The organism is Methylomonas sp. Kb3 (assembly GCF_002834115.1).
GTDB lineage: Bacteria > Pseudomonadota > Gammaproteobacteria > Methylococcales > Methylomonadaceae > Methylomonas > Methylomonas defluvii.
Window position 1 is genome coordinate 401,332 of record NZ_PIZT01000069.1, and the last position, 12,965, is coordinate 414,296.

At 51.9% G+C, this 12,965-nt stretch carries 7 protein-coding genes and 1 tRNA gene; 7 read left to right on the top strand and 1 reads right to left on the bottom strand.

Translation table 11 applies throughout. The features are described 5' to 3' along the window. Positions 1–131 precede the first annotated feature (131 nt). Positions 132–1,445 (top strand): YihY/virulence factor BrkB family protein, encoded by a 1,314-nt coding sequence (locus CWO84_RS23005; protein WP_101055469.1) that lies wholly within the window; start codon positions 132–134, stop codon positions 1,443–1,445. Between the two features lie 313 nt (positions 1,446–1,758). On the opposite strand, the gene CWO84_RS23010 is transcribed toward CWO84_RS23005, so the two are convergent. Next, positions 1,759–1,846: transfer RNA gene (locus CWO84_RS23010), tRNA-Ser, on the bottom strand. Between the two features lie 392 nt (positions 1,847–2,238). Between CWO84_RS23010 and CWO84_RS23015 the strand changes: the two genes are divergently transcribed. The 6 genes from CWO84_RS23015 to CWO84_RS23040 all read left to right on the top strand — a co-directional run bounded on the left by CWO84_RS23015 (position 2,239) and on the right by CWO84_RS23040 (position 12,965). Further along, on the top strand, positions 2,239–2,661 hold the full coding sequence (locus CWO84_RS23015; protein WP_033158109.1) for a response regulator: 423 nt from the start codon (positions 2,239–2,241) through the stop codon (positions 2,659–2,661). A 43-nt stretch (positions 2,662–2,704) separates the two neighbouring features. After that, positions 2,705–4,726, top strand: a complete 2,022-nt coding sequence (locus CWO84_RS23020) for an EAL domain-containing protein (protein WP_101055472.1) — start codon at positions 2,705–2,707, stop codon at positions 4,724–4,726. 209 nt (positions 4,727–4,935) lie between these two features. After that, positions 4,936–7,803, top strand: a complete 2,868-nt coding sequence (locus CWO84_RS23025) for a carboxypeptidase regulatory-like domain-containing protein (protein WP_165786415.1) — start codon at positions 4,936–4,938, stop codon at positions 7,801–7,803. Then, a complete protein-coding gene (locus CWO84_RS23030) occupies positions 7,803–8,315 on the top strand; it encodes a YfiR family protein (protein WP_033158108.1) in 513 nt (170 codons plus the stop codon). Before CWO84_RS23025 ends, CWO84_RS23030 begins: the two co-directional genes overlap by 1 nt. Positions 8,316–8,331: 16 nt before the next feature. Then, positions 8,332–11,835: a response regulator gene (locus CWO84_RS23035; protein WP_101055479.1), complete on the top strand. Its 3,504-nt coding sequence runs from the start codon at positions 8,332–8,334 to the stop codon at positions 11,833–11,835. Positions 11,836–11,957: 122 nt separating this feature from the next. Continuing rightward, positions 11,958–12,965 (top strand): cytochrome-c peroxidase, encoded by a 1,008-nt coding sequence (locus CWO84_RS23040; protein WP_101055481.1) that lies wholly within the window; start codon positions 11,958–11,960, stop codon positions 12,963–12,965.

Genomic DNA, 12,965 nt, shown 5'->3' on the forward strand with positions numbered 1-12,965 from the left:
ATAAGCCTAATGCCTGGGGCGAACCTGTTGCGGTAGAAGATGTATAGCCATCAACTTGGCTTTTTCAATTTATACTGTCAGCGGAGAACGGATTCTATCTTCCCAGTTACCGCCACCCGTCAAGTTCAGCCATGCACCACAAATTAATGACGTTTGTCCGAGACGATATTTGGTTGTTGCACGAGCAAGATCTGCCTTATGTTCAAGAAAAACTGATCAAGTATTTAAAAATCGTTATTTTGTCCTGGCAAAGTTTTGGTTTGGATCTTTGTCAGCTACGTGCCTCGGCTTTAACCTTGTACAGCATCTTGTCGATAGTGCCGGTCATTGCCATGTTGTTTGGCATTGCCAAGGGCTTTGGCTTTGAAAGCATGCTGGAGCAAGAACTGTTGCAGCGCATGCCGGAGCGAGATGCGCTAGTGGTGCAGCTAATCGGTTTTGCCAAAAACCTGTTGGAAAGCGCCAAGGGTGAAGTGGTGGCCGGGATAGGGATTGTCGTGCTGTTTTGGACCGTGATCAGCTTGATAGGCAATATCGAAGAGTCTTTCAACTACATCTGGAAAATCGGCAAGAGCCGGTCGTTGGGCCGCAAATTTAGTGACTATTTGTCGCTGATGTTGTTGGCGCCGGTGTTGCTGATCGCCGCCAGCAGCATCACCGTCTTTGTTAGTACGCAAATCACTTGGTTTATTACCGTCATGCAATTGCCGGCGTTTGCCAGCTGGCTGGTGGTCAAAGCGCTGAGTTTGTCGCCGGTGCTGCTGATGATTGCCTTGTTTTCCTTTACGTTTATTTTTATGCCTAATCATAAAATACACGTTCGCGCCGGCATTATCGCCGGTGTAGTGACGGGCGTTAGTTATCATTTGTTGCAATGGGCGTATTTAAGCTTGCAGATCGGCGTGTCGAGTTATAACGCCATTTACGGCAGTTTTGCGGCGCTACCCTTGTTTGTGGTTTGGCTGCAAAGCTGCTGGATGATTGTTTTGTTCGGCTGCGAGATGGCTTTTTTTACCCAAAACTACCAAACCTATCGAAACAATAATCGCTTTGCCCATTTAAGTTTTGCGCTGAAAAAACTGGTGGCTTTACAAGTCATGCATTTGATAGTCAAAAACTTTAGCCAGTTGCAGACTCCCTTAAGTGCAGCCGACATCGCCGGTAAGCTGGCCATACCTATAGCGATTATTCAGGAAGTGCTGGCGAAATTACTGCTTAGCCACCTGCTGGCCGAACTGAAAGAACCTGATGGTAGCGACGAGGTCTATCTGCCGGCTGTAGACATTCATATCCTGACCATCAGCTTTGTGATCAACGCACTGGAGCAATGCGGGCAAAACCAATTGCCGGAAAGCAACCTGCAGCCGCTGCTGATCGACGCGGTCGAAAGCTTCAAGAGTCTGATAGAAGCATCCGAGCGTAATCAGCTGCTAAAAGACATTTGAAAGAGTCGGTAGAATTGAGTGCTGAGAATTTTAATTTGAAAGCCAATGCAACATTTAGCGCAAGTTGCAAAGTAAGCGGAATCGCTGCATGACTGACTTTCAGTCTTTAAGCTTCGTACAATTTCAGTTGCGTTGAGCGAGCGCTTCTTGATGCTGAGCAGGACTGCTAATTTTGAGGTAGTTGCTGCGTCGTTTAAAAAGATAGGGGAAATTGCCCCCACAAAAAAGCCTCTTGTGTAACAGGGTTGTTTAGCAAACTCTGTTACACAAGAGGCTTTTCAAAAAAATTATTGTTATTCAATAACTTATAAGTTGGCGGAGAAAGAGGGATTCGAACCCTCGATACGTTGCCGTATACACACTTTCCAGGCGTGCGCCTTCGACCGCTCGGCCATCTCTCCTAATACATTTTTGGGCTGATCAGCAGATTTAGTGCTTCAGAAACTGATCGCTTCATAGCTTAATCTGCTTTTGTCGCCGTGATAGCGACTACCCAATCCCGACTAGGATAATGGATACACGGTTATTTTGCAATTCGGACGAGTATTTTCTCGGTTATTGGCCTAGGCCTTGAATTTCCCATGGGCGTTACTTCCCTAAAAGACAATCCAGTTTAGTCATTGGTTTAGCGTCCGATCAGTCCTTACTTGTACTCGGTTAACCATATGCTGTTCGATAAATAAATTGTTGAATTTTGCTCTTCAGTGGATCGTGGTCTAAGTTTGCGCAGGAGTTTGCCGGAGAGTGAACTCACCTTTTGTCGATGGCCTATCGGAGTGAACGGGGGAGCTCTATGAACGATATTTGTATTTCAAACGAAAAACCAAAAATTCTGATCGTCGATGATGTTCACGAAAACCTGCATACCTTGCTGAATATTTTGCGGCAAGATTATGCGGTGATGGCTGCTACTTCGGGTGAAAAAGCCCTGGAAATCGCCAGGCGCGCGTCGGCTCCGGATTTGATTTTGCTGGATATAAAAATGCCGGAAATGGATGGATACCAGGTGTTGGAATATCTGCGCGATGATCCGGCAACGGCCGAGATCCCGGTGATTTTTGTCACTGCGGCCGCCGAAGTCGGTGACGACGCCAAGGGTATGGCGCTGGGCGCCGACGACTATTTACTCAAGCCCGTAGTGCCTGAGTTGCTTCTAGCTCGGGTTAGACTGCATTTGGAGCTAGCCACCTATCGGAAACGCTATGGCAGACTATAATCGTTGGGGTCAAGCAACGCTGATCTAACTATTTCCTTGGATAATGAACAAAGACAAATCCCTATCGCTCAATCCCAGGCCGACTATTTTGGTGGTAGACGATCTTCCCGAAAATATTCACGGCTTACTCGAAGCACTCAAGGACGATTACGGCATTATGGTGGCGACGGAAGGCATGCGTGCGGTGGAGTTGGCGCAAGGCCCGACGCCGCCTGATTTGGTATTGCTGGACGTCAGAATGCCGGGTATGGATGGCTATGAGGTTTGCCGGCGGCTCAAGAGCGATCCTAGAACCTCGGGGATACCCATTCTCTTCGTGACGATAGTCGAGGCGTCCATCGAAAAAATTCGCGGTTTTTCCATGGGCGCCGCCGATTTCATTACCAAGCCGTTTGATATTGACGAAGTACGGGCCAGGGTCAAAACGCATTTGGAACTGAGCCGCTTACGCCGCGCTCTGGAAGGCCGGGTGAAACGTCTGAGCGAATACCGGCATGCCACCGATGTGTCTAATATCGTATTCCGCACCGATCCGCACGGCGTCATCACTTTTGTAAACGATGCGTTTGTGCAAACCTACGGCTATACCCGCGAGGAGGTGATCGGCAAAACCAGCCGGATTCTCAAAGATCCCGACGCGGCTCCGGGTTTGCATCGGGAGTTATGGAACACGATTCTAGGCGGTGCAATCTGGCGCGGGACCTACAGCAATCTTACTAAAAGTGGCGATGTGATTTACATCAACAACACCATCGTCCCCATCCTTGACGCTGACGGCTCGATTCGCGAATTTATATCCACCAGCGTTAATGTCACCCATTTGATCAAACAGGAAGAGTTGATTAAGGAACAGACCACGGATGCGCTAACCGGTTTGCCCAACCGGGTGAAACTGATGCAGGATTTGGCTGACGCCGGTCCGTCGATATTGGGCATGATCAACATCGATCAATTCAAAGCCATCAATGATTTTTACGGTTTGCGCAACGGCGATAAAGTTTTGTTGGAAATTGGCGAGCGTTTGCAAAAAATGAGCGGCGCCGATGCGCAGGCTTACCGCATCGGCGGCGATTTATTTGCGTTGCTCTCCAAAAACGGTGGCGATCCCGGCCGTTTTGAGCAATTGATAGACAGAATTATCAAGCATTTGGAATCGGAAGCGATCGATTGCGGCGAAGACAAGATTAACATCCGCGTGACAGCAGGCATCTGTTCGGGGGCCGACAGCGCTTATACGCATGCAGCGCTGGCGTTGGAGCGCGCCAGGATCGAACGTCGGGATTATTTGATTTATACCGATCAGATGCAGATTAAGTCGCACTACAAGGACAACATCCACTGGAGCCAGAAAATTCGCAGTGCCCTGGCCGATGGCCGCATCGTGCCTTTTTATCAACCCATCATCGACAATCGCAACGGGAAAGTCGTGAAATATGAAGCGCTGATGCGGATGATAGACGAAGAGGGTAATGTCATTCCGCCCAGCTTTCTCGGCGTGGCAAAACGCACCCGGCAATATACCGCCTTGACTCGCACCATCGTCGAACAAGTCGTGAAAGCCTTGCCTGAGTCGGAGGGGGAGATGAGTATCAACCTAACCGTCGAGGATATTATCGATGCCAATACGGTGAGCTTTATTGCCGAAAAACTCTCTCAGCCCGGCGTCGGTTCGCGCATTGTATTGGAGATTACCGAATCTGAAGGTATCGAAAGTTACGAGGAAGTGCGCCAGTTTGTTAATCGCATGAAAGGCTATGGCTGTCACTTTGCGATTGACGATTTCGGTAGTGGCTATTCCAATTTCGTGCATTTGTTGCGGTTAAAGATCGATTACTTAAAGATCGACGGCTCCATCATCATGAATATTATCGACAATCCGGATTCTGAAGTGATTGCCCGCGTCATAGTCGATGCCGCGCGGCGCTTGGGTATGCGCACGGTTGCCGAATTTGTGGGAAGTGCGGAGATCCAAGCCAAGGTCGTTGAGTTGGGTATCGATTTTTCGCAAGGTTTTTATCTGGGCAAACCGGCACCGCAAACGCTGGGGACGCCACGCCATGATTAAATCCAACGTGCATCCGGGGGAGGACATGAATCAGTCTGATCCAGGCAACTCTGCTACTAAAGCCGGAATGGAGTTTTAAGATGCGGCCGGTTTTTAATCAACATCCTCTGCGCAAGACGATAACTTGGCAGAGGCTCGTCGGTTTTACGGTCAGCCGGTTATCAAGCGCCGCCAGCGTTCTGCTGACGATAAGCTGTTGGAGTCATCCGGTGCAGGCCGACATCAGTGCGGCGACAATTCGTGGTCAAGTCACGCTGCGAGGGGCTGACACTCAGGCAGGCGCGCAAATCATCGTTACCAGTCTGGAACGGGGGTTTTCCACGCGGACCTTTTCCCGAGCTGACGGCTCTTATGTACTGATGGCATTGAAACCCGGCCGTTACCAGCTCAAGGTGTTAGGTTTGGAAGGCCAGCAAAACAGTCAAGAGCTGACGCTGCAAGTGGGGCAGGTGGCCTTGGTAGACGTTGCGTTAGGCGATGATAATAGCGTTGCCGAACAGACGAGTGAGGGCAATTCCGCGGAGTTGGCTACCTATTTAACGCCCGAGCAAATGCAGCGCTTGCCGCAGGTAAACCGCAATTTTCTGAATTATGCCGATCTGGCGCCCGGTGTGAACGTGGTAAACGATGAAAATGGCAGTACCCGCTTGCAAAGCGGCGGGCAGCGGCCGGATAGCGTCAATTTGTTTATCGACGGCGTCAGTCAAAAAAACTATGTGGTCAGGGGGGGCGTAGCCGGCCAGGATTCCAGTCGCGGCAATGTGTTTCCGGAATCGGCTGTTGCCGAATATAAGGTCATTAGCCAGAACTATAAGGCCGAGTACGATCAAGTCGGCGGCGCGGCAATTTCGGTGCAGACCAAATCCGGCGGCAATACCTTTCACGGCGAAACATTTTACGATCATACCAATCAGGATCTGCGCAGCGTTACCCCCAGCGAACAACTGGCGGGCGGCAAGCGCGACACCGAGCAAGCGCAATTCGGTGTGACCTTAAGCGGGCCCATCGCCAAGGATGTCGCGCATTTTTTCATGGCATACGAACGTAAACTCAACGACGATTACGCGAATATTAGCGCGGGTGACGGCTCCCGCTTACCCGAGCCGTATCAAGCGCAACTGGGCCGGGTGAACAGGCCGTTCAGGGCGGATTTGTTCTTCGGGAAACTGGATTGGGCGCTTAACGATAGTAATTTGATCGAAGTGTCTTTTAAGTTGCGCGACGAAACCGAAACCTTAGGGATTGGCGGTGAAAACTCAGAGTCTTACGCGCTGACCAAGGGTAACAGCGAAAAACGCCTGGATTTTAAATATCAATACAGCGCGGAACATTGGGTCAACGAAGCCCGGTTTACTTATGAAGATGCCAATTGGCGGCAACTGCCGGCCACGCAAAGCGCGGGTTTGCAGCTGCGTCGCCTGGACGGCAGTTTGAGCGGGGGAAATCTGAATAGCCGGAGTGTGTTGAATAGCGGCGGCGCGACCAATTATCAGGATAAGGGCCAAAGCGGGCCGGGTTTTCAAGATGATCTAACCTTCAGCGGTTTGGATTGGCATGGCACCCATGTCGTCAAGTTGGGTGCTAAAGTTAAACAGATAGAACTCGGCGCGGTAGAGCGCGATCCTTACCACCCGCAGTTCGGCTTGAATTTAAACAATCCTGCCGGCAACCCGTATCAAGTGCGTTGGGCAACGCCCTTGGCCGGCGGCGGTGACGGTTCCGCCCAATCCGATGTGACGCAATTCGGCGCGTATCTGCAAGACGATTGGAACCCTAATCGACATTTGAGCGTGAACCTGGGCGTCCGCTGGGATTACGAATACAACCCCGGCTATCTAAACCATGTCACGCCGGGCGATGTCAGCAGCGCGCTCCGCAACTGGCGTAACATTCACAACGCGAATACGGGTTACGACATCGAGAACTACCTCAGTAACGGCGCGAACCGGGCGGCCGACAGCAATAATATTGCGCCCAGATTAGGTTTGGCATACGACTTATTCGAAGATCAGCGGCATGTGTTGTTCGGCGGTTACGCTAAAGCCTACGACCGCCATATTTACGACGTGTTGCAACTGGAACGTACCAAGGGCAGTTATCCCAGTTTTAGCGTCAATTTTCAGGGCGACCCCAATTACGATTGCGTGGCCGGCGTCGATTGCATCGCCTGGAATCCCGAATATTTAAACTATACGCCGGCGCAATTGTCCGCACTGACCGGTGTAGGTACGGGTAGCAGCCGGGAAATCAATTTAATGCGCAACAATCTGCGCACGCCCTATGCCAACCAATTTAATATCGGCATGCGCAATCGTTTCGGCGACTGGCATACCGAAGTCAGCGTGTCGCACGTGCACAGTTACAACGGTTTGGTCGGTTTGCTGGGCGGCCGCAATGCCGACGGCAGCTTTTACGCAGCCGGGTCCGGGTTCGGGGGTACCTTTCAGGCCGTGCCTGGCTTTGGGCAATTAATTTTGTTCGATAACGGTGTACAGACCAAAACTAATTCGGTATTTGTCAAAGCCGAAAAACCGTACAGCAAAGACAGCGGCTGGGGTATGACGTTTGCCTACACCTTTACCGATTCCGAGGAAAACAAACCGCAGTCTTTCTTCGATAACAGCAGTTATTTGTTTGAACATCCCAATACCCACACCAATGGCTGGCTGGATACCGCCGGGGTCAGAAAACATAAGCTGGTGACAACCGCCAGTGTCGATTTGCCGTGGGATTTGATTTTTTCCACTAAGCTGACGCTGGCGACCCCGGACACCCGCTCCGGCGTCAACTGTGCAAGCGGTGCTTGCCGTTTTGATACCTTTACGCCGCAAGGTAGCGATTTTATTTTTCCGGGGCAGTGGTGGGGATACAAACAAGTCGACATTGCGCTGATAAAAAGTTTCGATACGCCGCACGACACCCGGATGAAACTGCGCCTGGATGTATTGAATTTATTCGATTTTAAAAATTATGCGGCATTTAACAGCGACTTTGCCTCGCCGAATTTGGGGGCGCCGCTGACTGTGCTGGCCGGACCGAGTTTGACGGTGAAATTGACCGCCCGCCTGGAGTTTTGATGCCGGGCAAGCTAGTGAGCGCGGGTTTATTGTTGTGGGTGTTGCTCAGCAGTTTCGACGCTGCCGCTGCCGACGACATGCTCAACGCCAAAACCAAGGCCAATTACGTGTTCAATTTCACCAAGTTCGTGGAGTGGCCGGCGCTGATGAACGATACGCTGCATGTCTGCATCGTCGGCGCCGAACCTATCGTTAACTTGCTGAGCGAGTTGGCCAGCCGCGATACCAAGGGGCATTTATTGCAAATCTGGTCGGGCATAGACGACCCGCAGATTTGCCAGATTTTGTATATCGACCATGACGCGCCGGAATTGCCAGCCTTGATACAGCAGGTGCGCGGCAATCAGATATTAACTGTCAGCGATGCCGAGGGGTTTGCCGGTCGCGGCGGCTGTATCGGTTTTTATAGCGAAAACGGCCAGATCAAACTGGAAATCAATCCGGACGCCGTGCGCCGAGCGCAATTAAAAGTCAACGCCTTGTTGATGGAAATCGCCCGTATCGTCCGTTAATTCACTCCGGAATCCCATGACAAACCAGGCTGAATTTAAACGCGATTTGACCATAAAAACCAAGCTGGTGCTGATCATGTTGGCAACCAGCATTTTGTCCCTGCTGCTGGCGGGGGCCGGTTTTATTGCCCAGGAACACATGCGGGTAAAAGAGGATATGGGCCGGGATTTGAGTTCTCTGGCTCGTATCATTGCCAATCGCAGTACCGTGGCCTTGTCGTTTAATGACAGCAGCGTCGCCAACGCCACTTTGGCCGCTTTAAGCGTCAAGCAGAGCGTGGTTTCGGCCTGTATTTACGATAGCGCCAATCAGCTGTTTGCACTTTACGAACCCGGCTTGGCCTGTCCGCTGCAACATCCGGAGCCTTCGGCTAGCGAGCGGACGCGATTCGACGATGCCTATTGCACCATAAGCGAAACGATAGCCTTGGACGGCCGCATTTTGGGAAGGGTTTGGATAGCCTCCAGCCTGGCGGAGCTGGATTCCTTATGGCGGGATTTTTTGGCTGCGGCGATGGGCATTGTGATGTTATCCGGTCTGTTCGCCTTGCTACTGGCTTCCAGTTTGCAGCAAGTGGTGTCCGGTCCGCTGGTCAGGTTGAAGAAAACCGTCGAAACGATCAACAGCGAAAAGAACTACACCTTGCGCGCCGCACAAGAGAGTAACGATGAATTGGGTGCGCTGATTCAAGCCTTCAACACGATGATAGCCACCATCGAAGCTCGCGATAGCGAACTGTTGGCTTTGAACCGGCAGCTTGCCGAGAATGAAAAACTATTGGCCAGCATCAACGAAGGTTTGGAAGAGCGCGTGGCTGCCCGCACGACGGAGTTGGCGGATATCAACGCCAAATTGGCGCATAACAGCGTGATGCTGGCAACAGTGCTGGATAGCATGTCGCAGGGCCTGATAGCCTTTGACAGCAATTTAAAGTTATTGGTTTGGAATAAAAAGCTCAGCGAGGTGCGCGGTTATCCGGAAAGTATGCTGGCAGTGGGCAGGGACCATGCCGATTTCATGCAGTTCGATTTGACCGATCCGCAGTTGCGCTTCCGCAATCCCGATGCCGAACTCAAGCAGTTACTGGAAGAAATAAGACGTTTTCAGCCGCACAATTTTACTCGGCAAAGGTTGGACAATCGGGTCATCGAGATCAGCGGCGGGCCGATAGCCGATGGCGGTTTCGTCAGTACTTACGAGGACGTGACCTTGCGCAAACAGGCCGAGCTGGCGTTGAAAGAAGCCAGGGACGCCGCTCAGTCGGCCACCCAGACTAAAAGCCAGTTCCTGGCGAATATGTCGCACGAGATTCGCACGCCGATGAACGGCGTGCTGGGCATGTTGCATTTGGCCTTGCAGACCGAATTGACCGCGTCGCAACGCAATTATTTGGCAAAAGCGCACAGTTCCGCGCGTACCTTGTTGGGGATTCTTAACGATATTCTTGATTTTTCGAAAATCGAGGCCGGTAAATTAGCGCTGGAAGAAACCGAATTTCGCTTTGATAGCGTGGTGGAGCAATTGGCCGATATGATCGGTTACCAAGCCGGCTTGAAAGGTATTGAGTTTCTGATCCGTCACGACCCGCAAATTCCGCCGGTATTGTTGGGCGATCCCTTGCGTTTCGGTCAGGTGTTGACCAATCTTTGCGGCAACGCGCTTAAATTCACCGAAGCCGGCGAATTGGAACTGGCTTTCTATTGCCTGGCCAAAACCGATAGCACTATCGATTTGCGGGTATCGGTCAGAGATACCGGCATCGGTATGGCGGAAGACGATCAGAAAAAACTGTTTCAAGAGTTTACCCAAGCCGATCAGGGCACCAGCCGGCGCTTTGGCGGCACAGGTTTAGGCTTGGCCATCTGTAAAACCCTGGTGGAAATGATGCAGGGCCGGATCTGGATCGAGCAGTCGCAACTGGGCCAGGGCACAACCTTTTGTTTTACCGTGCGCTTGGGCGTGGCTAAGGATACTTTGCTGCATCAAGACGCGCTGGAGCAAAGCATAGGGGTGTTGCTGGCCGAGGTGCGGGTATTGGTGGTGGATGACAATGAGGCTTCCCGGGAAATCATCAGCGATATGTTGCGGCCGTTTCAGCTACGGGTGAGCTGTTCGGCCAGTGCGGCCGGGGCGCTGAGAGTGTTGCGGGAGGCACCGGCCGATCAGCCTTTCGATGTGGTGTTGATGGACTGGAAAATGCCGGGTATGAACGGCGATGAGGCGATCAGGCAGATTCGCGCCGACACCAGCCTGATGCCTCAGCCCAAGATTATCATGGTCACCGCTTACGGCAGCGAAGATGTGATGGTGTTGGCGGGCCGGGCCGGTATCGATGGCTTTTTGATCAAACCGGTATCGCCGTCCTCCCTACTGGATGCGATTTTGTCGGCACTTGGACGTGGCCGGGTGCTTGGGGCGGTGGATAAATTTAAGCAATTGGGCGGGGCGGATATTGCCGGTATCAAACAACTGCAAGGGATTCGGTTGTTACTGGTGGAAGATAACGAAATCAACCGCGAATTTGCCTGCGAATTGCTGCGCAGCCACGAGATTGAGGTTGACGAAGCGGTGAACGGCGAAGAAGCGGTCAGCATGGTTAGGCAGCATCATTACGATGCGGTCTTGATGGACATCCAGATGCCGGTGCTGGACGGCTTGCAAGCCACCGTCAAAATTCGGGCCTTAGCGGAATCCGAGAACGATCAACGTTTTGCAACTATGCCCATCATCGCGATGACCGCCCATGCCATGGCCCGCGATGTCGAGAAAAGCCTGGAGGCAGGTATGAACGATCACGTTACGAAACCGATTGATCCCGACCGGTTATTCAAAGCATTGGCAACCTGGATTCCGCTCACGGCCGACGGCGAACAGAGCCAGGAGGCGGCGCGGATTTATCAAGCTGCCGATTATCCCGAAGATTTACAAACCTTGACCAGTCTGGATATTGTGCAAGGCATACGCCGGATCGGCGGTAATCCGGAGGCCTATCGCAAACAGTTATACCGTTTTAAAGAACACTACCCGGATGCGGTCGCCGAGATTCGCGGCTTGATCAATGCCGGGGAACTCAAACAGGCTGAAGAGCGTTGCCACGCCTTGAAAGGGGTTAGCGGCAATCTGGGGGCGACGGATTTATTCGAAGCCGCCGCCGGTGTGGATATTGTCCTTAAGCAAAATCAAATACCGCCCGCTGAACACTTGCAGCACATGGAAGGATTTTTGCGCCAAGTAATCGGGCAAATTGAGGTCTTGCAAGCACTGGCGAGCAGCCAAGCGCCCGATACGGTTCCGCTTGTGACAGGGGTTACCGATGCCGAGATAGCGGCGGATTTACAGACATTGTCGCGATTGCTGGAAAGCGATCTAGGCGCGGCCGAAGCCATGTTGGAGCGATTACAGCGTAGTATGGCCGGTCATCAGTATTTGCCCTTGCTGGAGGACATCGCCAAAAAAATCGACCGATTTGCCATTGACGAGGCACTGGCGCAACTGAGCGAGTTGCAGCAAAAACTTTAACGCCAGCCTAACCCCAGCTTTGCAGCGTGCGGTCGATTACGATGCAATTTAATTTACCTGCCCAGCGTCAATATCTTACAATTCGGTAGCCCACGGCTAAAATAATTACTTAGGAGGATCTCATGTTTAAATTTCGTATGCTGGTTTCTGCGATAGCGCTGACTGGTTCGATGTCTGTTATGGCGGCGGATGCGCTGCCCACCGCGGCGCCAGCGCCTGCCAACAACCCCACAACCCCCGAAAAAGTTGAACTGGGTAAAATGCTGTATCACGATCCGCGTCTGTCTTCCACGGGCACCGTTTCTTGCGCGTCTTGCCACAACACCATGCTGGGTGGCGAAGATAACCGGCCAAACTCCATGGGTGTTAACGGCCAAACTGGCGGTCGCAGTGCGCCAACGGTCTGGAATGCGGCATTCAACAAAGTGCAATTCTGGGACGGTCGCGCCGACAGCCTGGAAGCGCAAGCGGCAGGTCCAGTTACCAACCCTATCGAAATGGGCATGAAAAGCTGGGATGACGTGGTCGCCCGCTTGAAAACCATCAAAGGCTATCGCCGTGCCTTCGAATTGGCCTTTGGTAGCGACGCCGAAGCCATAACCAAAGACAATGCCACGAAAGCGATTGCCGCCTACGAAAGAACTTTGATTACACCGAATAGCGCCTACGACAAATATGTCAAAGGCGATAAAGACGCCTTGACCGAACAGCAAGAACGCGGCTTGAAAAAAGCCGTGGAATTGGGTTGCACCAGTTGCCACAGTGGTCCGGCCTTTAACGGCCCAGGGGTATTCCAAAAATTTCCTGTTAACCCTAGCGGCTACTTCGAAGCGCAATATCACTTCCAAAAAGACAAAGGCTTGGCTGAAGTCACCAAAAAAGAAAGCGACGAGCACCTGTTTAAAGTTCCGACTCTGCGTAACGTGGCTTTGACCGCACCTTACATGCACAACGGTTCGGTAAAAACTTTGGATAAAGCCGTTTGGTTGATGGGTAAATTGCAATTAAATCAAGAGTTGTCCGATGCTGACGTGGCTGACATCGTCGCGTTTTTGAATGCGCTGACCGGCGAATTCCCAGCCCAAACCATGCCGCAATTGCCAGGAACACCGGGTTCCAGCTTTAACTGA